This window comes from Pseudoalteromonas ostreae (assembly GCF_018069805.1).
Classification (GTDB): domain Bacteria; phylum Pseudomonadota; class Gammaproteobacteria; order Enterobacterales; family Alteromonadaceae; genus Pseudoalteromonas; species Pseudoalteromonas ostreae.
The window spans coordinates 39,304-63,269 of sequence record NZ_JAGPYN010000012.1; the positions used below are offsets into that span (position 1 = coordinate 39,304).

Consider the following 23,966-nt stretch of genomic DNA (forward strand, 5'->3'; position numbering starts at 1 on the left):
CACGGCCTATTAATAATGTAATTAACCAAGGCGAGTCACGTTTATTTTTATACGCCCTGCATTAGCGCCATAAAAACGCACTAAATCATTTGCAAAAGGCGTAAACTCCCCTGAGTGAGTCATTTTAAACTCACCCCCATCGGCAATCTCAAAAGCATCATTATCGCTATGGGCAATAGCACCAATTAAGGCAAACCAGTTTGCATGTGGTAAACGACGAAAGGGTTCGAGCAATGCCATGGGGATCTCTTTTACACCCAACTGTAGGTTATCTCGGTGCCAACCTTGTGGCCCACATTTTACGCCATCGTCATACCAAAATTGTTCTGGATAAGGGCTAAAGCGATAAGTTGCTCCTTGTTCAAGCATTAGTCCTGTTGCATTGTATTGCTCTGCGGCATAAATCAACACATCTTGGCTTTGACCAATCTGCAACACCGACATGTTTTGATTTCTTAAAGCAATATGGGCAGATAAACCTTTAAAATTCAATGTACTTTGATCTGCATACAACAGTTGATAACTGAGGTTTTTTAAAGATTCAGGGCGATAACTGGTTAATTGGTTGATACGTGTTGCAACACTGTGGTGGACAATGGGTAACAGCTCACTTTGTTCGTCATTAACCAGTACAGTGCATTCACGGTCAATGAGTTTAAACAAAGGATTAAACCAAAAATAATTCTGTTGATGGCTTAATGCAAAAGGGTCCGGGGTGATGGTCATATCATCTTGGGCGATAAAGCTATTTTGATCAGCAGGAAATAACGATGAATAATCGATTTCTTGACTAGTTAAAAAGGATAAAGCCACAGGTAGTTGAAGTAACCACTCCATTGCAAAGCGTAAGCAAATATCCGCGAGCCCATCTCGATAGTAGCCGCCACCGATATCGGAATGCGCGCCTGCAAACCATATTTCATGTACATTGTTTTGATGATTTATAAGAGTAGGCTCAAAAGCTCGACGCTTTTCATCCAGTGCCACACAATGCAGAGCCTGCTTTATGTTGGTCGCTAAAGTATGGTTTTCAAAAATAACATGTTCAGCACCTCGGGTGGCCTTGGTGACTTTGGATAAACCAATGGATGCCACAGTATCAAATACGCATAAATAAACATTATTAGCTATGAGCGGCTCTAAGCACTTTGCAAAACGTCGTGCTAGCGCTGCGCCACGACTAAAGCCGGTGAGTAACAGTGTATCGCCAGCTTTGTAGTAGCGTTCAAAATCATTTATAGCATGATTTAAAATACTGGCAACATCATCATCGCGTGGTGCGAAAGATTGATTGAGAAATCGCTTTAAACGACTTCCTTGGGTTCCAATACCTTGGTAATAGAAGCTGAGTTGATTAGTAAAAGGAGTAACGGGCTCGTTATTTAATTGGCCACCCATTAATAAATGAAGTTTGAGAATATTCGAAATGCTTGCATCTTCCTTAAAGTGCGCAGAGCTGAATTGCTCAGCATCACGTGGCTCACTACCTGTGCCATCAAAGTTGAAAATCAGCGTTTTCGCGGTCATAGCATCATTCCTTATGTGGTTTTTTATAACTTACAGGTAAATTATTTAAATTTGAAGACAATCCAAGTAAATATGCAATAAGGTTTTTTTGCTATCTATTAAGCGTACAAAGTACTGCTGCGCCTTTTTATTCAATAACACAACCTTTAGTAGCAGCTCATAATGAATGACTATATTTGTAGTATTACCTTGAGGAGCTAGTATTTCATAAAGAACGTGATGCCTGAGGTATTTATGGTTATTGAGTGTGTAAGTGAAGCGGCGGCTCCACTTACTCTCATTAGTTGCTTAATGTAATTTCATCTTTGGTCTAACGACCCGGAGCACTTTTTCGCTGATCCATAATGCAAAGGTTTTGGCGCTGCCGTGGATGGCGCGTTGATGCATGCGATAGAGCGAAATATACATAAAGCGGGCTATCTTGCCTTCAATAAAAAAGCTATTACTAGTGAGGTTGCCCATTAAGCTCCCCACGGTACTGTAGCGTGACAAATTGACGAGCGAACCATGATCGCTGTATTCAAAGCCAGTTAACGGCTGTTGGCGTAGTGTCGCAATTAGGTTTTTTTCAACACATTGTGCCATTTGATGGGCTGATTGCGCACGAGGCGGTACTAATTTGCCATTTTTTTGTGTAAACGCGCAACAGTCACCTAATACAAAAATGGTGTCATCGCTATTACTTTGCAAATAGTCGTTCACCATGATTTGGTTATTACGAGTTAGTTCAAAAATCCCGAGATCTTTTATAAAATCGGGGGCTTTTACACCCGCTGCCCATACCATAATGTCGGCATCGAGGTGTTCATCATCTTTAGTGATGAATCCTTGATTTGTTGCCTGCTTTACTTGGGTGTTTTCTCGAACGTTAACACCAAGCTTTAGTAGCTCTCTTTTCGCTGAGTTTGCTATACGCTCTGGTAGGGCGGGTAAAATACGCGGGCCTGCTTCGATTAAGTGAATGTGTAAGCGCTTTGCCGACATATTTGTCAAACCATAAAGTTTTAATAACTCAGAAACATGATACAGCTCAGCTGAGAGTTCAACGCCTGTGGCACCACCACCAACAATAGCAACATTTAGCGTATGTTGTGGGTCGTTGTCTTGGTGTAACCGAGTAAAGTTATCAAGTAGCGCGTGTTGAAAGCGTTCCGCTTGTTGGTTTGAATCAAGATAAAAGCAATGGTCTTTAATTCCGGGTGTATTGAAGTCGTTACTGACGCTGCCGACGGCAATCACCAAATAGTCATAATGAACGGTGCGTTGTGGTAAAATTTGATGGCCAAGTTCGTCATTAAAGGCACTGAGTGTGATGGTTTTATTGGTGTTATCAAGGTCGCAGAAAGTACCCAGTTGAAAGTTATAATGATGTTTTGCTGCGTGTGCTGAGTAAACTACGCCATCTAAATCGGCATCTATAGAACCTGTTGCCACTTCGTGCAGCAAAGGCTTCCAAATATGGGTGCGATTTTTATCAATTAGTAGAATATCTGCGTGTTTTTTCTTGCCTAGTTTATGCCCTAATTGCGTTGCGAGCTCTAAGCCGCCGGCACCGCCACCGATGATCACGATTTTAGGATGTGTGGTTATCATTTCATTGCCCTCAAAAGAATTATACCTAAATGCTCTTATGATGATGAAACGTATAGAACATTTAGGTATTGAGCTGAACAAAAATGTTCAAAATACCTTTTCAAGCAACGCATTTATAATGCGCCTTTTTCCACAATTTGTCAGTAAAATTTAATAGGAACAAATAGATAAGCCAAGAAAATAAAGCAAAAAAACGTTACCATGGCAAACATTGCATTTTCAAACTATGATTTCCTTTATTAGGGAATATGAATAAAGGGAAATATTATGAGCGGATCGATACTTTCTTCACTTGAGCAACACTTTGGGTTTAGTCAATTTCGCCAAGGTCAACAGCAAACCATAGAGCAACTGCTAAATAACCAATCATCATTGGCAATTTTCCCCACTGGATCTGGTAAGTCATTGTGTTATCAGTTAACTGCATTGCACTTGCCGAATTTAACCTTAGTGGTTTCGCCATTATTGGCATTAATGAAAGATCAAATCAGCTTTTTAAATAACAAAGGAATTTATGCCGCAAGCCTTGATTCGAGTCAAACCGCTGAGCAAAGCCACACTGTAATGAGCGATGTGCGTGCCGGTAAAGTGAAAATTTTAATGGTGTCGGTAGAACGTTTTAAGAATGAGCGGTTTCGTGAATTTATTAACCAAGTGGCTATTTCAATGCTGGTGGTTGACGAAGCTCACTGTATTTCCGAGTGGGGCCATAATTTTAGGCCTGATTATTTAAAACTGCCGCGCTATCGTGATGAGCTCAATATTCCCTTGGTATTATTATTAACGGCCACCGCCACTAAAAAAGTAAAGCGTGATATGAGTGAGCGTTTTGCAATAGCGCCAGAATGCATTGTACAAACTGGGTTTTATCGGGCTAATTTAGACTTATCGATACTCAGCGTGAAAAGCGCTGATAAAGCAAGTACATTGGCTAATATTGTGCGCGAGCAAACCGGCCCTGGGATTGTTTATGTGACCTTGCAACATAGTGCAGAGCAAGTCGCTGAAGCGCTTAGTCGCCAAGGCTTACACGCTGTGGCTTATCATGCTGGGCTTGAAGATACCTTGCGTTATGGTATCCAAGATGATTTTATGGCGGGTAAAATTAATGTCGTAGTGGCCACGATTGCGTTTGGTATGGGGGTTGATAAATCAGATATCCGTTTTGTTATTCATTATGATTTACCAAAGTCGATTGAAAACTACAGCCAAGAGATTGGTCGTGCAGGGAGAGATGGACAACCATCGCAGTGTTTTACATTGGCTAATTTAGATGGCTTAAACACGGTTGAAAACTTTGTTTATGGCGATACCCCAGAGCTTAGTGGTATTGAGCATGTGCTCAACGATATCCGCCAACACCAAAGCGATCACTCAAAACAAAGTCAGCAATGGGAAATGCAAGAATACAGCCTTTCAAGTGATAGTAATATTCGCCAATTAGCGCTTAAAACCTTGTTAGTACAATTGGAAATGCAAGGTGCAATAACACCACTTTATGCTTATTACGCCGACTTTAAATATAAGTTTTTGGTTGATAAAGCCGCTTTACTTGGTCACTTTGATGCTGATAGACAAGCATTTTTACAGTTAATATTTGGCCATACCCAGTTTAAAAAAATCTGGGGCACACTAAATTTTGACACGCTTACCCAAGCCGCTCAGGTGGATCGCAAACGCGTTGTTGCAGCGCTTGATTATTTAGCCGAGAAGAATTTAATTGCACTTGAAACAAAGCGAATCACCCAAGTCTATCAAGTACATAATGAGGTGATCAATAACCCTGAGCTGGCTAAGCAGTTACACGATTACTTTGTTGATAAAGAGCAAGCGGAGATCAAACGTATTGCGGCACTTATTCGCTTTTTTGAGCTAAAAAGCTGTTTGAGCTATAACCTTGCTCGTTATTTTGACGACCATCAAGCGCCACAGCAATGCGGGCATTGCTCAGTATGTAGAGGCCAAGCTGTAACACTTGAGTATTCATTAGAGCATCGCTTTGTTGACGATGCTGTAATTTATCAAAAAGTTGATGAGTTACTTAGTCACCTGGCCAGTAAAGGTATGCATAATATAGGTATTGAAACCCAATGCCGCTTTTTAGCGGGCATGAGCGTGCCGTTATTTGCGCGTAACAAAGTGCGTCAACTCAGTGGTTTTGGTTTGTGCGAACAGCAACGCTACAGTGAAATAAAAACGAAATTACTGGCGCGTTAAATTCACTCAGGTATGCTAGGGGCTTATTCTTAAAAGTAAGCCTTTATGCCCCAGATTGTTCACCCCGATGAAACCGTCATTGCAGTAAAAAATATTACATCAGCTCCTGAGCCTGTTACTTGTGCTAATTGCCAAGCATGCTGTTGTCAGTTAGAAGTGCGTATTGTGACCGACACCGGTGTGCCATTTCATTATATTGAGTATGATAAATGGGGCAGCGAAGTGATGAAACGCGCCGACGATGGCTGGTGCCAAGCGCTCGACCGCAATACCTTAATGTGCTCTATTTATGAAAACCGCCCACTGGTTTGCCGCGAATTTGAGATGGCGTCCGGGGAGTGTATAACTGAGCGTGAATTGGCGGGCATTTAGTTTTTAACTGGTGTAGTTGTTATTATCGCCTAGTAAAATATTCGAGCTCGGGTTAAAAATAGCTGATCCCGAGCTCAGGTTTATTAGCCAATCGATAATTGTGCGCTTGGATACCTTAGTTTCCTACTGCGAGGACTCGCTAAAAAGTAGGCAATGGTTAAGGGGCCAATCCTTCCCATAAACATTAAAAACATAATGATAAATTCGCCCTGCGGAGAAAGAGAAGCAGTTAAACCTCGAGACAATCCTACAGTGCCAAGTGCAGACACAGCCTCAAAGGCGACATCTAAAAAAGGCGCATCTTCAACAATCAGTAACGTAAAAATAGCCAGCCATGCTATACCCGCTGAAACAAGGGTTAAAGCCAGTGCTTTATAAACTGATTCTTTGTCGATTTCTCGGCGTAACACGGTAACGCCTTTATCGCGGCGTAAGTAGCTGTAAGTCGCTAAAATCAACACCACAAAAGTCACTACTTTTATACCACTTGCGGTACTGAGTGAGCCTCCACCAATAAACATTAACATCATTATTAATGCGGTACTGGCATTTCTCAGCTCTTCTATAGCAATGGTATTAAATCCAGCTGTACGCGGTGTTACGGCTTGAAACCAAGCAGCTAACCATTTACCGACTTCTGACAAGGGTTGCAGTGTTTTTGGATTGTCATATTCAATAACGTAAATCAGCACCAGCGCGACAATATTGATGATAACCGTGCTGATCAGCATTAACTTACTATAGGTGCTAAGGGCTGCCCAACGTTTTGATTTATACACATCCATAAGAACCGTAAAACCTAGGCCACCGATAATAAACAAACCAGTAATAGTGAAATTGATCACGGGATCGTCAACATACTGCATCAGGCTATCGGGGCTAAGCGCAAACCCCGCATTATTAAATGCACTGATGGTATAAAACAACGCATGGAAAAAGCTGGTTTGTAAGCCCAGTTCAGGGAGCCAGTACAGCGTTAAAATAACAACACCGAGTGACTCAACAATGATGGCAAAAAGCAACACTGATTTTGCCGTACTCAAAAGTTTTGATGTATCTGTTTGATTAAAAGCGGCTTTAGTCACTGTTTTTTGAATAAAGCCAACTTTGTTACCCAGTGCCAGCAAGGTTACCACTGCAAATGTCATCAAACCCAAACCACCAAGTTGAATTAATAGCGCGATCACCCCTTGTCCAAAAGGCGTAAATGCGGACCCGGTGTCTACCACAACTAATCCAGTGACGGTTACCGCCGATGTTGCAGTAAAGGCACTTTGTATCCACGAAATAGGTTCATTGGTGGCAAAAGGCAGCTTTAATGCTAAAGCCCCAAGTGCGATTAATATCAAAAAGCTGCAGCACAAAATAAGCGGCGGTGCAGCATTGATTTTTTTATTGCCGCTAGGGCTGTGCTCGATAGCAGTTTTTAGTGGGTGCCATAAAACCATGGTTATAACAGCCTTGGCGCAAGATAGTTTAATTGTACACGGTTACCAGATAACAGCAGCGTGTCGTATTCGAGCAATTCAAAGTCATCTGTTAATTTTACAAATGTTTGTTTGCCTCGTTTAACCAGTAGCGGGTCAATTGACGCTTTGATTTCTTTTAGTAAATGGCCTAATTGTGTTTGATGTAAATGCGCTTTGATACTCACTTCTACCACGTATAAACCATTACCTAAGGAAATATAATCATTCACTATTGGGTAGTTTAGCGCTTGTGCAACGCGCACTCCCATTTCTTCTTCTGGGTGAATAATACGCGTGACCCCCAACTTTGATATAATCGTATGATGCGCTTTGGTGCTGGCTTTAACCCATATTTGTTTAACCGCTAAATTTTTTAGTGCTAAGGTACACAATATGCTGGACTGCATATCTTCACCAATCGCGACTAACACCGTTTCACTATTTGCTAAATCGAGCTCTTTTAGCGCCGCTTCATCCGTTGAATCGCATACCACTGTCTCTGATAAGTGCTCAACATATTTTTCGGCGAGTTTTGGGTTGCTATCAACGCCAGTCACTGTGTGTCCTAAATGGATCAACTCCAAGCTTGCTGCAATGCCAAAGCGGCCTAAACCAATAACTGTAAAATGTGCCATATTATTCCTTCGTTATTTTTTCCAAAAACTATGAGTAAAAAGTGCAAAAACAGTAAAATATTCTAACCGACCCACGATCATAGCGACCGAGAGTATCCAAATACCGGTGTCTGAAACAGGTTGAAAGTTAGCGCTAATTTCACTAAACCCAGGGCCAAGTACATTGACGCATGCAGCTCCCGCAGTAAATGCGTTCCAAAAATCCAGACCCGTTGCCATAAGCAACATTATAAACAGTAAGCTTGAATCAGCAGCAAAGGTCATAAATGCCATAATTGCATGGCGTACATCTGCTTTAACGGGCGAGCCTTGATATTTAAGTGTAAATATCGCTCTTGGGTGAAGTGGCTGTTTAATATTGCTGTGGTTAAATCCGTTTTTCGTAAATTGATCAGTAGCACTAAAGCAACGCAGATCATTGTTGCAGCAGGAATAAGAAAAGCCCCAATAACCCGATCTTTAAAAATAAATAATGAAAGGGCGGCAAATACCAATTGTACAACCCCCATCCAAATAATTGGAAAGGCGAGTAGTCTTAAGGTGATTTTCCAATTTATCATCAATACGCCTTATCAAATACCGACACTAGGTAAGCAGCAATTACTAAAGTGGCGCTAAATATACGGTAAGAAATAGTAAAGTCAGCGTTGCAAAGCAAAGCTTTATAAAGATTTAATATCTAGAGCAAAAAACTTTATAAAAACTTTATAGTCCCTGCCTAGTAATCACAGTAAGCTAAGAGGGAGTCTATGAAGAGCGATAAAATGAAGATAAAACAATACCTCAGTGCAATTGCTGCGAGTGTACTAATGCCAATACTGATTGTGTTGGCTATTTTTCCGGTGCGAGATTGGTTTACCACCACAGATATTGTGATGCTGCAATTATTGTGGGTTACTTTGGTGGCGCTGCGCAGTAATCGTCGCGTAGCGGCAATTACCACTTTAGTCAGTGTGGCCTGCACAGACTGGTTTTTTGTTACCCCGTATTTCACTTTTCATATTGAAAATATTGAGTATATGGTGACCTTTGCGGTCATGCTGATCGTGGGATTGGTGATAAGCCAATTAGCAGGTCAACTTACAAGAAAAATTAGTGATATTAAACGCCATGCCAGTAACACCAGTTGTTTGTATGAGCTTGCCAAAGGTTTAAATGGCCTCGATGAAATTGATCGTCAGCGCGGCTATTTTCAAACGGCGATTGAGCAACATTTACAGATTCAACTTGATTGGCTGCAACTTATACCAGCTCAGCAAGGGCTACCAATAAATTACTTTGCGATCGGTGAAGTTGATAGTCGTTGGGGCGGTTTTACTGCATCGCAGCAACTTGATGAGGAACAAAGTGCATTTTTAAACACTGCAATCTCAGTGTTATATCAGGCTCATGAGAACACGCAGTTACGCCAGCAATCGGCTGCTATTTCTGTGCAAGCAGAACTTGAGAGAGCTAAAAATGCTTTATTGCGCAGTTTGTCGCATGATTTACGAACCCCACTTGCAACGATCATGGGCGCATCGAGCATGCTCGCGGATGAAAAAATTGTACTCACCGAGGCAATGGCCGCAGAGCAAGCGCGTAATATTTATGAGCAAAGTAAAATTCTTAACGAACATTTTGATAAAGTGATGGAGCTTAGTCGGGTCAATAAAATGGGCGAAGACTTGCAATGGCAAGCCATTAGCTTGCAAACCTTGATCAGCGAAGCTCAAGCGCGTCGTCAGCAGCTGTTATTTGATTTTCAGCTCGTTACACAAATAAGTGAACAAGACAGCTGCGAAGGGGATATCACCTTGCTTGAAATTGCTTTAGCGAATATGTTTGAAAATGCCAGCCGCTATGGTGATGGTCACGCGGATCTCAGCTTCAATAGTCAGCAACATACGCAGCAAGTTGACTATCAATTGTGTATTACTAATCAATTGGCAACATTACCGCCAACAAGCACTGATCAAGGTGTTGGTTTAGGCAGTGTCATTTGTGATGTGGTGGCTAAATTTCACCATGGAAGTTTTACTTTAGATATTAATGAGCAACAACAAAGTGCTACTGCCTGCTTAGTATGGAGTAAGTTAAATGATTAATATTTTAGCTTTAGAAGATTCACCACCACTGCAGAGCTTTTTAAAAACGTTATTAGCTGCCAGTGGTTATCAAGTGAATGTTAGAGCAAAAGGGCTGGATGGTTTTGCATTGCTGAGTGAGCAAAGTTTCGACTTAGTTCTGCTTGATTTAGGCTTACAAGATATGGATGGCCAAGATTGGCTACTAGAACTTAGGCAGTGGAGCCAGTTGCCAGTGCTGGTACTCTCAGCACGCGATGGTGAAGTTGAAAAAGTCACCGCCCTTGATAATGGCGCTAATGATTATCTCACCAAGCCTTTTAGTGCTAATGAATTACTGGCGCGAATTCGCGTGTTATTACGTACTAATACGCAAACGAGTTTAGCTTTAACCTGCGGCAACATTACCATTGATCCACATAAACACACTGTTACACTCGCGCAGCAAGAAGTTAAACTTACCAAAAAAGAATATGCAATTTTACTGTTAATGCTACAAAACAAAGATAAAGTGCTCACTCACAATGCGATATTAAGTCATGTATGGGGAGAGCAGTATATTAACCGCCCTGAATATGTGCGTGTGCATATGGCTCAGCTAAGGCAAAAACTCGAAATAAACCCCGCCAGTCCAAAGCATTTACTTACAGAGCCGGCGGTAGGCTACAGGTTAGTTGATTAACAAAGGGTGTAAAGGGGCTTTACACCCCTTTTAAGCTTGCACTGGTAAGGGCTTAAGCGTATTTTGCTTCTAGCTCATCTGCTGTATGGTACTTTTCATGGCTTTTTAATTGCTCTAAGTAGCGGGCAATTTCAGGGAAGTGGCTAATAGCGCCAGTTTCGGCTACTTTTTCAACCACAAACGACAGCATAAAGTCGGCGCCAGTTAACTGCTCGCCTACTAGGTAGTTTTTTCCCGTTAGTTTTAGGTTGATATAACTTAAAATTTTGCCAATTTCGTGATCAGCGTAGTCGGCAATAAAATTAGTTTTACAGCCATCTTTGGTAATAAATAACTTCAACAAAAATGGCACCATGGCAGAGCTTTCAGCAAAATGTAGCCATTGCTGGTAGTCAATATAGTCTTTACTATCACGACTAGGCGCAAACTTGCCGTTACCATACTCAGTGATTAAATAATCAGTAATGGCGCCTGATTCAGCAATAATTTGACCGTTGTCTTCAATCACTGGGGATTTGCCTAGTGGATGAATCGTTTTAAGCTCATCAGGAGCTAAAAAGGTTTCACTGTTGCGTTGATAAGCCACAATTTCGTAGTCAACGTCTAGCTCTTCGAGTAACCAAATAATACGTTTAGAGCGGGATTTATTTAAATGATGTAACTTGATCATAGTATTCCTTGTAAGCGCAGTAATAACTGCGCTTGAAAAATAAAGTTTATAGTGGCTGGTTAACTTGTATTACAGTTTTGCCAAAGTTTTTGCCATCCAGCATATCGTTAAAAGCAGACACTGTATTATCAAGCCCGGTTACTAAATGTTCACGGTAATGAATTTTTCCTTCGCTAAGCCATTTTTTCATATCAGTGGCAAATTCATCATAACGATGGGCATAATCATCAAAAATTATAAAACCTTGCATACGAATGCGCTTAGAGAGAATTTGCCCCATCAGAGCACCCATGCGATCGGGCCCTTGTGGTAACTCAGTCGCATTATATTGAGACACTAAGCCACATAATGGTACGCGCGCAGCGGTGTTTAATAATGGTAATACGGCATCGAAGACTTTTCCGCCCACATTTTCATAATAAACATCAATACCTGCATCACAGGCTTTAGCTAATTGCGAGGAAAAGTCATCAGCTCGGTGATCAATACAGGCATCAAAGCCAAGCTTTTCAATGGCGTATAGGCACTTTTCACTACCGCCTGCCACACCGACTACTTTGCAACCTTTGAGTTTTGCAATTTGCCCAACAGTGGCACCAACAGGGCCCGTTGCTGCGGCTACCACCACTGTTTCACCTGCTTTTGGTGCGCCGATATCTAGTAGCCCCATGTAAGCAGTAAAACCAGGCATACCCATAATTCCCAGTGCATACGATGGGTTACTTGGCTCTTTACCTAATGGCATTAAGCCTTCGCCATTTGAAATCGCATATTCCTGCCAGCCTGTATAGGCTAGTACCCAATCGCCTTTTGCAAACTTGTCGTTATTTGATTGCTCAATTTGACATACGGTTGCACCCACCATTACATCGCCAATCTCAACAGGGTCAGCATATGATTTGGCATCACTCATACGACCGCGCATGTATGGGTCGAGTGATAAATAAATAGTGCGTAGTAATACTTCACCTTGTTGTAATTCAGGCATTTGTTCGCTTTTAAGTGCAAAGTTATCAATCGTTGGCGCGCCATGCGGGCGAGATTTAAGAGTAAATTGCTTGTTTGAGATAGCTTGCATAATTGTTTTCCGTATCGAGTTAAGAAAATGCTGCATAACAACTGTAAATCTAAATGCTCAGTCGTTATGGTATTTGCAGCGAGTTAAATGCTTAAGTAATGAACTTAGGGCTGTGCTTAGTAAATTCAACACTTAGCATAGATTAGTTTATCGCTATACGGAGAATCACTTTTGCAGCAATGCAACAGTGACACTATTTACTGCCATTTGGGAACAAGTGTTCTTTCTGTTCCAAAGTTGGAATGGTTTCTTACAAGGCTGGAATGCAGAGCCATATTTAGCAAGGGCTACAGAGGAGGTACTCTCGTTCCCTATTTGGGTCTTTCTGATAGGGTTTAGAATCAGCGTGTTGAGCTACCAATAGTTTGATACATGAAACCCATAAACACTGAGTCAATACTATATCTTTTTTGCAATTAATACAGCATCGGGAGCGATCTACATTTATGCGGGATGTTGTGAATGAATTAATTAGACCCTTAAAGTTTATAGGGCAGGTTTGAGGGAGATATAGTCATTAAAAAGTTAAATTTATTCCTGTTTTGATGAGTCGAATCCTAATTTTGTCTGATAACATTATTAACTAAACGCCGTTTAGGTGTGTTATAAACCACCTAAATAGTGTTGAATAAGCCATTAACTTTAAAGGTATCCAATGAGATTTATATTAATCGTTTTATTTTTTTTAAATTCTACTCAAGCTCTTGCGCAGTATGACCGTTTGAGTCTAAGTTCTGAATTCCTAGGAAAAGACGTTACCGTTCAGATATCATTACCAGACACTTATCGACATTCTGATAACTTTTCATACCCTGTACTGGTTGTATTAGATGGCGCCACTCAATTCAATCACGCGGCAGCTAGCGCGCATTTTTACAGCACTTATGCAGCAGTACCGGAAATGATTGTTGTAGGTGTAAGTCTAAAAAATAGATTAGCATTTTTTACTCATACTGAGCCTGAAGCATTTGTCGGTCGAGCCGGTAAAGCTGACTTACTCACGCGTTTCCTACAAGAAGAGTTATTAAACCAACTTAATAAGCAATATAGAGTTGCGCCTTATTATATTATCGCAGGCCACTCACTTTCTGGTTTATATACCAGTTACCTTGCAGTTAAAGGTAATACTAAATTTAATGCTGCGATATCGATTAGCCCAAGTCTTTGGTGGGATGAAGCTACAATAGTTGCAGACTTTGAAAAGAAGCACTCAACCAGTGGAGCAAAAACTTTTCGGTGGTTTCTAAGTATGGCAAGTGAGCCGAACGAAATGCCCGAAGCTTTTGATCGCATGTTATTGGCATTGGAAAAAAAATCAAAATCAGGGCTTTATTATTATTACGCAAGGTTCCCCAATGAAACACACGACACCACTCCCGTAGTAGGAATGGCAAAAGGGTTACAAGCTATTTTTTCTGATTGGAATGCGGTACCTGAGATTGATATCATGCCTCTGTCGAACCTAATAAAGTTTTATGAGGATAAAGCTAAAGAGTTCGGTTATGCATTTCCTTTATCGGCACATCAGTATAATGTTTATGGGCTCAAAGCTACGTATGAAGGTAAGCTAGGATGGGGCGTTGAAATTTTGGAAAAAGGTACTGAGACTTTTCCTAATTCTGAGATATTGTGGGATAGTTTAGCAACAGCTTACAGTTTGAATAAGAATTTACCCGATGCGTTAATTGCATCTGAGCGTGCGCTGGAACTGGCTGTCGCCAATAATTCAATTTTTATCGCTGAGATCAAGGCGCAAAATATGGACTTGAAGCTAAGCAAAAAATAGATGGTCATTAAGTAGCCTGTAAAGTAATACAGCTAACAATCAATAAAGCGCTGGTTGTGACTTTAGTAATTCATTGTAAGCAATAAAATGATCTCAGTTATTTGGTGTGTAACGTTTATAATTGCACCTTAATAGTCTATTTGCTATTTTACTCGCCAATAAAAGGAAATTTTAAGGATTTAAGGATGATTCAACTACAGCGCTACCCAATGCCAGATCGACCAAGTAACCCCAGTCCTTTGGAAATGGCTATTTATAATTATGAATTACTAGCCAAAAAACACTACGACGATAAGCGCCGTAAATCTGCTGCGTCTAAGGAAAAGCTGCAAAGAGATTACGACCACTTACAAAAAGAACGCAAGCGTTTAGAGCACTTGCTTATTGCGCAACAAAGCTTAGAGTCTTACCGCGCAGAAAACGAAGGTACTTCTGTTAAAGAGCTAGCAGAAGAAGAGCATCATCCGACGGAAAAACTTGCTAAGTTTTTACGAGCGGCAGGCGAGCCAAAACCGACTTCATATCATGAAGCGCATCATATTGTGTGTGGTAAGGGACGTTATAGACAGCGCCTTACATATGCTACGCGTTTAAGAATGCACTCGTTTGGTATTGGTATTAATGATCCAACGAATGGGGTGTGGCTAAGAAACTTTGAAAAAAATAAGTCAGATGATTGGGCTACGCCTGACACTGTTTCTCACAGAAGGCTGCATCGCCATAATTATGAAGTGTGGGAATTATGAAGTGTGGGTGTCTACTAGTTTAAGAACCAAAGTAAATAAGCTCGATTTCATAAATGCATTACGTGGCGTGAAAATAAAAATTAAAAATCATATGATGCCAGCCAGCGTTATGATGCGTAAAAATGCTAATTGGGATGGCAAATCATGAAGTTGTTCTCGTTAAAGCCTGTTACTAATTCTTACGACATGGTTGAGTGGGACATACTTTCATTCGCTGAAAAAATACAACCAATGTTGCCATCTAATCAAGATGCTTGCATGTTTCTACTTGATATCCATATGAATAATGACTCTTTATTAGAGTATTGGCCTAAAGGTTATGAGTTGTCTTTTTTACCTGGTTATCTAAAAGATAACTACGATATAAGTATCATGGATGGGTTTATCGCTCTTCGGATGAATGCTTATGAAGCTTTAAAAGATTTATTAGCGCCTTTAGGTGAGTTTATTGAAACAAAAGCTGATGGTGAACCTATTGTAATCTTTAACTTGCGTACATTTGGACTAGAAGATGAAGCCAAATGTGAACGCGAATATTTAGATGGTTATCCTTTAGATTATATCAAGATTGCTTTCATAAATGATGATGTAAAAAATAAGCCTGTTTTTAAGAGTAAATTTACAGGTGGTTCTTGTTTGTATTGTACTGATAAGTTTAAATCTGCTGTAGAAGACAATGGATTAACGGGTGTTTATATTGACGAAGATCTCGATAATATTTTTTCTAATTAAGTTAATTTAGATAAAGAAAATATTATTTAGGCAGCGTTATATAAAACGAAAATAAAATCTACCTTTTAAAAAATAGCTATTATATTTTAGTAATTTCAATATCCACATGGTTGTGGGTCTTTTAATTCCTGAAATAAATCGGATGCTATATGCCAATAAACTTTAACAGCTTTTCTGTTGGTTGTTTTTACCAATTTCTCTTACATAAAAATTTAACAACAAATTTTTAGTAGTCCACATCTCAGTTTGAAAAGAGTGTTTTGATTTTATCTGACAGTCCCTAATGAGCGAAAAACAGATCGTCGTTGTTTTGATTTTCTTCAGCTTGTTTACCAGTTTCTCGTATAGTCAGGAAATCGAGCCGTTAGGTCGTTTTCATCCTAAAGTAATTTAAACTTTAAAGGCAGAAAGCTATTTGTAGTAAGAAGTTATCCATTATGATAAAAACTACTGTAAGTAGAAACTCGATATGGTTCACAGCAGAAAAACGACCCAGTCGCTTGTTGTCGTTTGGCGAAGATAATTACCCGATCTTAACTATCTTCACCAGTAATAATTTAAATTAGGAATAATAATAAAATGAAAGCGATGATCTGTGGATTAAGCTGTGCTGCAGTTTTGCTAAGTACCGCCTGTTTAGCAACGAATACAGTAACTAATACAACAGCTAATAGCAGTCGTGACTTTGTTGCAGATAATACCTTTACGCAAGGCATAGAAGGGCCGGTATTTTATAAGCAACATTTATATGCGGTTAACTTTGCTGAACAAGGCACGATTGGTAAGGTTGATAGCAATGGCAAAGCCAGCTTATTTTTAAAGCTGCCAAATGACAGCGTTGGTAATGGTTTGCAATTTGATAGCCAAGGCAATTTATACATAGCTGATTATGTTAATCATAATATTTTAAAAGTGCCTGCTAATAGTCAAAACGTTGAGGTTTTTGCTCATAATAAAACCATGAATCAACCTAATGACATTGCTATAACTAAACGCGGTGATTTATTTGCTAGCGACCCAAATTGGGCAAACAGTACCGGCAAATTGTGGCGTATAAATGCTGATGGCAGCACTGAGTTACTAGAGGATGATATGGGCACTACCAATGGTGTGGCGGTCAATAATGACAACAACAAGCTCTACGTGAATGAGAGTGTGCAGCGGGTTATTTGGCAATACGATCTTGATAGTGAGCTAAACATCAGCAATAAGCAGCCGCTGATCACATTTGACGACCATGGTATGGACGGCATGCGTGTTGATAACCAAGGCAACTTATTTGTGGCGCGCTATGGCGCAGGTGTTATTTTAAAAATTAGCCCCGCAGGTAAGATATTGCAAACCTATACTTTAACAGGGCAGCATCCAACCAATGTGGCATTTAATGATGGGCAAAAAAAGCTGTTTGTCACCATGCAAAAACGCGGTGCGATAGAGGTTATTGATTTATAATGATTCGTGGGAATAGACCCACGGATGCCGCTTTATCTACGGGCTTCGATCTTCTAAGTATTCACTTACTAACTTGTTTGCAACGAGGAGTGCTTTATTGCCCAGTAAAGGCCAGCTTTGCATCAACCCTTCATGTATTAGTAGTAACTCATCCTCATAGCCTTTGAGATTTAGGGCTTGGGCTAAGTTAGTGGCTACCTCAAATTTATGTCGAGCTAATAGCCGTGATAATGCTTCACTGTTTGGATAGGCGGCCACTGCATTGTGGAACAAACAGCCGCTAGGTGCATATTCGCTCATCCAGAATTCTATTTGGTTAAATATATGCTCAGCTTTAGGGCTATCACTATCATTTAACGAATTGAAAATAGTGTTTAAATACCGAGTGTGACGGTACTCAAGCGCAGTGATTATCATTGCTTCTTTTGAAGGACAGTATTTATACAGGGTTCTTAGGCTTACCCCTGTGGCTTCTTTTAACGCATCAACACCTTGTTTTGCAAAGCCATGTTGGGCGAAAGCAGTTTCTAAAGCGCTGGCTATCTTTTCTTGGGTCTTGTTCATAGTTGACATGGTAAAACGATCACTCTACCATTGCAAGTAGAGTGATCGTTTTACTTTTGAGGTGAGTGTGTTTGATAAGTTAAAATCAATACCGGTTTTAGAAATAGGCTTGGTTATAGCGTGGAGTTCTGGCTTTATCGGAGGGACGCTAGCGTCTAATACAGGCTCAATTTTTACCGTTTTGTTTTGGCGGTTTTTAATTACGTCAGTCATCTTACTGCCCTTTTCAATAAGGGTTTTAGCAAAGCTAAATAAACGGGAGTTACTACAGCAATGTGTTATTGGCGGCTTTGCTATGTTTGGCTATTTAGCAACAATTATCGCAGCAATTGATATGGGCGTTTCTCCAGGAACCGCAGCGTTAATAGCGTCTTTACAGCCTATAGTCACCGCGGCACTTGCTGGTATTGTGTTGTCTGAGAGAGTTGTTTTAAAGCAATGGGTAGGTCTTTGCTTAGGGTTTATTGGTGTAGCAGTCACTGTGGTAGGAGGAATAAACGATTCGCCTTTATTTGCATACGCTTTAGCTTTGCTTAGTATGATATGCATTGTAGTTGCAACCTTTGTAGCAAAAGCGAAGCCGAGTAAAGTGACTATATTGCCATCGCTCACCATACAATGTTTAATTACCAGTGTATTGTTTATGCCGCTTGCCTATTTTAATGGCGGCTTAGTACCTGAAATTAGCCTGAATTTTGTTTATGCTGTGGTGTGGTTTATACTATTTTCTACCTTAGGCGCTTACGGGCTTTATTGGCAGATCTTATCAAAAAGTTCTGCAACACGGGTGTCGAGTTTAATTTATTTAACCCCACCCGTTACAACGCTCTGGGCGTGGGTAATGTTTGGTGAAGCAATCACGATACCTGCTATATTAGGTTTAGCTATCAGTGCAGTGGGTGTTTACTTAACCTTGATAAAGACAAAAAATCAGAGCATCGCAACAACACAACCGTGCAGATTAACCAAGTAATATGAGCAATAAAAAGCGCACCGGGCAGGGGGCGCTTGGGGTATCCTGTGCAGCATGTGCAACTGGATCAGAACTCAGGCGAATAACGCACTGCAACACCTACGGTACGACCAATCACACTGTAATCACTCACTGTGTTAAAGTGGTTTGCGCCAATTTCAGGGGTTGGTGGTGCTTTATCAAACAGGTTATCGATACCAAAGTTAACCGCGATAGTGTCGGTTGCTTGCCACGATGCAGCAAAGTCTATGTAATCTTGAGCATCGATTGTTTCAGTTCTATCTACAGCATATTCTACTTCACCAATTCTACGCCAGCCTAATTGGAAATTCATGGTATCTAGCTGCCAATCAAAGGTAGCGCGGTGTTTATAATCGGCTTGTAAGATACTCGCAAAATCGCCTGAACACGTGCTACCGTAAGTGCCTTTACAATCAACGTCGGCCACTGTGCTATTATTTTGGCGTGTTTGCTTGGTTACAAAGTTACCTTGGTATGAGAGCCTAAAGCGACCGCCTAACGCCATTGGTGCATCAAATACATAGTTAGCAGCGACATCAATACCTTCTTGCTCAATCGCTGCAAGGTTAAAATCATTTGCGATCGCGGTGCTAATAAAGCCCGTGTTTGGATCGCGAAGCACAGCACCACATAATGGGTTGTTTGGATTTGGATCGTCGATATAGCAGCTTTGTAATGCAGCAGCAGGTTGAATTTGACTTACTGCATCGGTGACACGAATGCTGTAATAATCTACAGATACATCAAAGCCATCGATATAACTGGGAGTATAAACTAACCCTAAAGTATCTGATTCAGCTTGTTCTGGTTTTATATCTGGGTTACCGCCGTAAGTATAAGCGGCAGAGCTGCTATCAAATTCACTACCAACTGCAGGTGCGCCAAATGCGGCACATTGCGCTGCGTCCCCCGTACCTAGCAAACATGGATCGCCATTAAAGCGACCGGCATAGTGTAATAAAAATTGGTCACTGCTTTGGTCAAATAAAGCAAATGATAACTCCGTGATCGGACTTGCGAATTCGCCTAAGTTTGGTGCTCTAAATGCAGTGAGCTTATTAGCACGGATACGGATATCATCGTTAATTGCCCAGTTTATGCCAAGCTTATAAGTGTCTTCGGCTTCGGTGTTTGAATAATCAGAAATACGATACGCGCCTTCAAAACTAAGCTCTTTAGCAAACGGCATATCAACTAAAATTGGTACTAAAAGTTCCGCATAAAACTCACTACTGTCAAAGTTGGCGTCCATATCAAACGCGCTAACTGACGCAAAGCTAGTGCCATTTCTAAATGCATCCCCTGGAGTTTGCTTGCCCGTTTCTTTGCGGTATTCATAACCAATTGCAAAATCAACATAACCGGCGGGTAATTCAAATAAGGCACTTGAATCGCCAGAGAGAGTTGCAGCAAATACACTTTGAGTACGTTCACGGGTGGTATATAACAGTGGATCGCTAAATTCATTTGGATCTAAATTAGGATCAAAAATATCGCTGCTATTGGCAATATTGCCAAAGCGACTATTGCCACTGTTATCATTTTTATAGCCATTGTTGTAAATTGTAGCGACTTCGTCAGTTTGACCATACTGACCATAAATATCGTAACGTAAATAATCGTTAATATCGCCTTTTAAACCCAGTTGAAATTGTAATGAATCACGCATGGCTTCAGTATGCTGAACGCCAAGGCCTAAATTACGTTCAACATTGACTAGCGCATTTCCATCAGCATCAAAGGTGAGTTGTTGGCGTAGTTCATCAGGAATATATTGGTTATCTTGTGTGAGGGTTACTTGTTCATTAACAAAAATAGGTGTTTGACCGCTAGCGCCGGCGCCATTAACGGTTACTTTTGAATACATAGCGCGGCCGTAAATGATTGCGCTGTCATTGGCATCCACATCAAATAATAACCCAGCAGAAAATCTATCCATTGGCTGAGTTAAATAACGGTCGCCGGTAAAGTCACTGGTTTGACGGTCGCTCACGACTTGCCCTACATCATTAATTGCTAAACTGTTGCCGCTGGCAACATCGGTGTAAAACCCGCCGCTATTAATCATAGTTGCACCATTCTCTAAGGCATAATCACGTTCACCAGCAAGTAACTCTTTACGTTCAGAATAACCAAGGTAGCCAGTAATATGGCCACTACCATCAGCTATATCGCCACCAAAAATGGCTTCAAAATTAAGTTTTTCATTGCCACCATCAGCTGTTTCATAACTACTTGAAAACTCAGCGCCGGTAAAGTCATCATCAAGCACAAAGTTAACCACGCCAGCTACTGCATCGGCACCATAAACAGCAGCCGCACCGCCAGTTAAAACATCAACACGTTTGATCAAACCTGCAGGAATTGTATTGACGTCAACTGAGTTACGAAAACTAAATGGCACAGCGCGCGTACCGTCAATTAATACCAAAGTTCGGTTTTGACCAAGACCACGTAAATCAATAGTCGATGAGCCAAATGAGTCACCTACCGTCGCACCTGTACTATTAGCTCCCGCTGCGGCTTGTGGTAATTTTGCGGTAATATCTTCTACATTAACTGCGCGATCTAGGTGTATTTGTGCTTTATCAACACTTACTACTGGACTGCTTGAAACTAATTCTGTGCGCTGAATACGCGAGCCAGTAACCGTAATTACTTCAGGTTTTTTTTGCTGTACTTGTTGCTGTTCGGCGGCCAATAAAGCAGGGCTAGTAGAGGCAATAACTGCCAGTGCAATTGGTGATAGCAGGTGGAGTGGGCGCATTGAGTTAGATTTGCAGTGTTTCATAGTCTGTTCCCGTGGTTATGTATTTTTTGCTATTATGAATTTTATCGTTGTCGGTACACTCAGTGTGTTGGTAAGTTTTAAAGCATTTTTAACGTATTTGCAATAATTATTCTTTAAATGTTTAAAGTTAAGGTATAAAGTATTCTTTAGTTTGAAGTGAATGTACATTCATTAGTATTTTGATTTTTAAGGGTGAAAAGAATGCATCAGCATATATTACAACTGTATAACAGCGCTAAAAAACAACAAAGATTAATAATTGGTCTGATGAGTGGGACTTCATTAGATGGGTTAGATGTTGCATTGTGCAAAGTCTCAGGGCATGGCATGGACACCCAAATTGATGTGTTAGCCTTTGACACCGTTGATTATGATGATGATTATAAACAGAAAATAAAAACAGTATTTGCCAGGCGCGAATGTGATTTGGAGTTAGTTACTTTACTTCACCCTTGGGTGGGGCAATTACATGGCAAGATGGTATTGCAGTGTTTAGCTAAATGGAAAGTTGATGCAGCTGATATTGATGTGATTGCAAGTCACGGGCAAACTATTTATCACTGCCCTAAAAGTCAGCATAACCAGAGCGATTTTAATCATGGCACTTTGCAAATAGGTGATAGCGACCATTTAGCGGTTACGACAGGTATTACTACGATTGGCGATTTTAGACAAAAGCACATTGCAGCGGGCGGAGAAGGCGCACCACTTGCGGTATATGGCGACTATTTATTTTTTAGCAGCTTAATTGAAAATCGTATATTACTGAATATGGGTGGCATTGCTAACCTGACATTTTTACCACAATCTGCTGATGCGAGCGCTGTATTTAGCTCTGATATTGGCCCAAGTAATACCATTATGGACGCTTATATACAATGTTATTTTGCGCCGCTTCATTATGACAAAGATAGTTTAATTGCCAACCGAGGCCAGATAAATCAGCCGTTGTTGGATGAGTTATGCCAAGATGAATTTTTTAATTTAGACTTTCCTAAGACGACAGGCCCTGAAGTTTTCAATTTGGCTTATTTACACCAAGCACAAACGACAACCAACACCCTACAGCTAAGCCACGAAGATGTGATGGCAACACTAAATCGATTTTCGGCGATGATGATTGCACAGGCTATTAATCAATGCAGTGAAAAATTAGCCGATGTTACAGTTTATGCCAGTGGTGGGGGAATACATAATCCACTGTTGATGAAGCATATTTTATCTTTGTGTCCACAGTTACATGAGATTAAAAATACCCATGCTCTAGGTATCGACCCAGATGCGAAAGAAGCAGTTTTGTTTGCGATTTTAGCGAACGAGTGTTTAGCGGGTGGCCAGCAACGTTTTGGTAATCAAGCGCAGGGCATACCCACCATTACTATGGGTAAAGTCAGCTTTGCGGATTAAAATAATGATAAAAATGAACTACTAAAGCTTGCCATATATTGGCGCATAGAATGACTTTTAGACGCCAGAGCCGGCTCGTATTGTGGTATATAACCTGCGCCATACTGCTTGATTGCGACATCAAATTCAGCACTGTCTTTGAGGGTTGCATGTAAGCCATGTAACATTAATTGCAGCACATATTCGTCGCTTTCATCACTGAGAGTTATTTTTTCAAGTGTCAGCTTTACCGCACCTTCTTCTATATCGCTCAGACGCAGTGTGTATTGCATAAAGTAACGCGCATCACGCGCTGCTATATGTGTTGCACTTAACGAAATAGTGTCGCCTTCATGCGCATCTTCTGGTAATACACAAAGCAGTGTAATTTCATGCTGCGCGTTTGCATTTAGATGCAGCGTATCGTACTCCATAGTATGTGCCATGGCAGCTGATAGCGGATCTTCAAAAGATTGCAGTGCAAAGTTCAAGCGCACTAAAGGAGTGGTCATTGAGGTCAGTCGTCTTTTCTAGGTTAATTAAATCGAATGGAAATTATCCTATAGTTTAATTGCAGATTTATGACTAATTGAGCGTATTTTCATCATTTTAAGTATTTACTTAATAGCAGCAAGAATGGCTGATTTACAAACGGGTAATAGCACTCGCAATAAACTGTGATTTGGGTATAGTCAACTTAATATAAATAGCCGAGAATTATCATGTTTAAACGAATAGCGCTCTTTTTATCAGTATGTTTAGTGCCGCTACTGTCTTTTGCTGTAGATAATAAGCCGTTTGTAGGGCAGATAAGTGCGGCTGATTTACTTAACGATTATCAGCAATTTTCCAGTGAATATAATAACTTTGTGTCAACTGTTGCCGATACACAAGCCATGCAAACACTCAAAGGTAAAGATATTTTGGTGTTATTTGGCACTTGGTGTCACGATAGTCAGCGTGAAGTACCACGGTTACTTAAATTACTTGATAGCTCCAAGGTGGCATTGGCCAGCTTAAAGTTGGTCGCTGTCGGTTATGATAAACGCGATCCTGAAGGGATTGCAGCACGCTACCAATTAAAGTATTCACCAACGATTATAGTATTAACAGCAGGCGAAGAGCTTGGGCGGTTAGTTGAAAAACCAAAGGCGTCTATTGCCAGCGATTTAAGTCAATTTAATTAACAGGATTAGCTAGTTAGGA

The 23,966-nt window shown here is 40.7% G+C and carries 22 protein-coding genes; 11 read left to right on the forward strand and 11 right to left on the reverse strand.

Features of this window, described 5'->3' with window-relative positions:
- Window positions 1-21: 21 nt before the first annotated feature.
- Window positions 22-1,527: a phospholipase effector Tle1 domain-containing protein gene (locus J7338_RS11150; protein ID WP_210797126.1), complete on the reverse strand. Its 1,506-nt coding sequence runs from the start codon at window positions 1,525-1,527 to the stop codon at window positions 22-24.
- 288 nt (window positions 1,528-1,815) lie between these two features.
- Window positions 1,816-3,120, reverse strand: coding sequence for an NAD(P)/FAD-dependent oxidoreductase (locus tag J7338_RS11155; RefSeq protein WP_210797127.1), 1,305 nt, complete (start codon window positions 3,118-3,120; stop codon window positions 1,816-1,818).
- Window positions 3,121-3,387: 267 nt separating this feature from the next.
- Here J7338_RS11155 and J7338_RS11160 point away from each other — a divergent pair, with 267 nt between their 5' ends.
- Window positions 3,388-5,337 (forward strand): RecQ family ATP-dependent DNA helicase, encoded by a 1,950-nt coding sequence (locus J7338_RS11160; protein ID WP_210797128.1) that lies wholly within the window; start codon window positions 3,388-3,390, stop codon window positions 5,335-5,337.
- A gap of 45 nt (window positions 5,338-5,382) precedes the next feature.
- Window positions 5,383-5,709 carry a YkgJ family cysteine cluster protein gene (locus J7338_RS11165; RefSeq protein WP_210797129.1) on the forward strand — a complete coding sequence of 109 codons (327 nt, stop codon included), beginning with the start codon at window positions 5,383-5,385 and terminating at the stop codon, window positions 5,707-5,709.
- An 83-nt stretch (window positions 5,710-5,792) separates the two neighbouring features.
- Here J7338_RS11165 and J7338_RS11170 read toward each other — a convergent pair whose 3' ends face one another.
- The 4 genes from J7338_RS11170 to J7338_RS11185 are packed head-to-tail and all read right to left on the reverse strand — an operon-like array spanning window position 5,793 to window position 8,373.
- Window positions 5,793-7,157, reverse strand: a complete 1,365-nt coding sequence (locus J7338_RS11170) for a TrkH family potassium uptake protein (RefSeq protein WP_210797130.1) — start codon at window positions 7,155-7,157, stop codon at window positions 5,793-5,795.
- Window positions 7,158-7,159: 2 nt separating this feature from the next.
- Window positions 7,160-7,813, reverse strand: a complete 654-nt coding sequence (locus tag J7338_RS11175; RefSeq protein ID WP_210797131.1) for a potassium channel family protein — start codon at window positions 7,811-7,813, stop codon at window positions 7,160-7,162.
- A gap of 12 nt (window positions 7,814-7,825) precedes the next feature.
- Window positions 7,826-8,086: a hypothetical protein gene (locus J7338_RS11180; RefSeq protein ID WP_210797132.1), complete on the reverse strand. Its 261-nt coding sequence runs from the start codon at window positions 8,084-8,086 to the stop codon at window positions 7,826-7,828.
- Window positions 8,074-8,373, reverse strand: coding sequence for a hypothetical protein (locus J7338_RS11185; protein ID WP_210797133.1), 300 nt, complete (start codon window positions 8,371-8,373; stop codon window positions 8,074-8,076). Before J7338_RS11185 ends, J7338_RS11180 begins: the two co-directional genes overlap by 13 nt.
- 189 nt (window positions 8,374-8,562) lie before the next feature.
- Here J7338_RS11185 and J7338_RS11190 point away from each other — a divergent pair, with 189 nt between their 5' ends.
- Both J7338_RS11190 and J7338_RS11195 read left to right on the forward strand, forming a co-directional pair.
- The gene (locus J7338_RS11190) at window positions 8,563-9,900 is read left to right on the forward strand and encodes a DUF4118 domain-containing protein (RefSeq protein ID WP_228732968.1); all 1,338 of its coding nucleotides are present in this window, start codon (window positions 8,563-8,565) and stop codon (window positions 9,898-9,900) included.
- A complete protein-coding gene (locus J7338_RS11195; RefSeq protein ID WP_210797134.1) occupies window positions 9,893-10,561 on the forward strand; it encodes a response regulator in 669 nt (222 codons plus the stop codon). The genes J7338_RS11190 and J7338_RS11195 overlap by 8 nt, the downstream gene beginning before the upstream one ends.
- A gap of 52 nt (window positions 10,562-10,613) precedes the next feature.
- Here the strand turns inward: J7338_RS11195 and J7338_RS11200 are convergent, their stop codons facing one another.
- Together J7338_RS11200 and J7338_RS11205 are read right to left on the reverse strand one after the other, a co-directional pair.
- Entirely contained in the window at window positions 10,614-11,231 is a 618-nt protein-coding gene (locus tag J7338_RS11200) for a glutathione S-transferase family protein (RefSeq protein WP_210797135.1), read from the reverse strand.
- A 46-nt stretch (window positions 11,232-11,277) separates the two neighbouring features.
- Window positions 11,278-12,309 (reverse strand): NADP-dependent oxidoreductase, encoded by a 1,032-nt coding sequence (locus tag J7338_RS11205; RefSeq protein WP_210797136.1) that lies wholly within the window; start codon window positions 12,307-12,309, stop codon window positions 11,278-11,280.
- A gap of 655 nt (window positions 12,310-12,964) precedes the next feature.
- On the opposite strand from J7338_RS11205, the gene J7338_RS11210 reads away from it, so the two are divergent.
- From J7338_RS11210 to J7338_RS11225, 4 genes are all read left to right on the forward strand, one after another.
- Entirely contained in the window at window positions 12,965-14,095 is a 1,131-nt protein-coding gene (locus J7338_RS11210) for an alpha/beta hydrolase (protein WP_210797137.1), read from the forward strand.
- 185 nt (window positions 14,096-14,280) lie between these two features.
- Entirely contained in the window at window positions 14,281-14,841 is a 561-nt protein-coding gene (locus tag J7338_RS11215; RefSeq protein WP_228732969.1) for an AHH domain-containing protein, read from the forward strand.
- Window positions 14,842-14,985: 144 nt separating this feature from the next.
- Complete coding sequence (locus J7338_RS11220) at window positions 14,986-15,573, forward strand: hypothetical protein (protein ID WP_210797138.1); 588 nt, start codon at window positions 14,986-14,988, stop codon at window positions 15,571-15,573.
- A gap of 579 nt (window positions 15,574-16,152) precedes the next feature.
- A complete protein-coding gene (locus J7338_RS11225; protein ID WP_210797139.1) occupies window positions 16,153-17,025 on the forward strand; it encodes an SMP-30/gluconolactonase/LRE family protein in 873 nt (290 codons plus the stop codon).
- 36 nt (window positions 17,026-17,061) lie between these two features.
- Here the strand turns inward: J7338_RS11225 and J7338_RS11230 are convergent, their stop codons facing one another.
- A complete protein-coding gene (locus J7338_RS11230; protein ID WP_210797140.1) occupies window positions 17,062-17,589 on the reverse strand; it encodes a TetR/AcrR family transcriptional regulator in 528 nt (175 codons plus the stop codon).
- 67 nt (window positions 17,590-17,656) lie between these two features.
- Between J7338_RS11230 and J7338_RS11235 the strand changes: the two genes are divergently transcribed.
- Window positions 17,657-18,562 carry a DMT family transporter gene (locus J7338_RS11235; protein WP_210797141.1) on the forward strand — a complete coding sequence of 302 codons (906 nt, stop codon included), beginning with the start codon at window positions 17,657-17,659 and terminating at the stop codon, window positions 18,560-18,562.
- A gap of 67 nt (window positions 18,563-18,629) precedes the next feature.
- On the opposite strand, the gene J7338_RS11240 is transcribed toward J7338_RS11235, so the two are convergent.
- Window positions 18,630-21,374, reverse strand: coding sequence for a TonB-dependent receptor domain-containing protein (locus tag J7338_RS11240; protein ID WP_210797142.1), 2,745 nt, complete (start codon window positions 21,372-21,374; stop codon window positions 18,630-18,632).
- A gap of 201 nt (window positions 21,375-21,575) precedes the next feature.
- On the opposite strand from J7338_RS11240, the gene J7338_RS11245 reads away from it, so the two are divergent.
- Window positions 21,576-22,781 (forward strand): anhydro-N-acetylmuramic acid kinase, encoded by a 1,206-nt coding sequence (locus J7338_RS11245; RefSeq protein ID WP_210797143.1) that lies wholly within the window; start codon window positions 21,576-21,578, stop codon window positions 22,779-22,781.
- Here J7338_RS11245 and J7338_RS11250 read toward each other — a convergent pair.
- A complete protein-coding gene (locus tag J7338_RS11250; RefSeq protein ID WP_210797144.1) occupies window positions 22,778-23,272 on the reverse strand; it encodes a hypothetical protein in 495 nt (164 codons plus the stop codon). The genes J7338_RS11245 and J7338_RS11250 overlap by 4 nt on opposite strands.
- A 210-nt stretch (window positions 23,273-23,482) precedes the next feature.
- Here J7338_RS11250 and J7338_RS11255 point away from each other — a divergent pair, with 210 nt between their 5' ends.
- The gene (locus J7338_RS11255; RefSeq protein ID WP_210797145.1) at window positions 23,483-23,947 is read left to right on the forward strand and encodes a TlpA family protein disulfide reductase; all 465 of its coding nucleotides are present in this window, start codon (window positions 23,483-23,485) and stop codon (window positions 23,945-23,947) included.
- The last annotated feature ends 19 nt before the right edge of the window (window positions 23,948-23,966 follow it).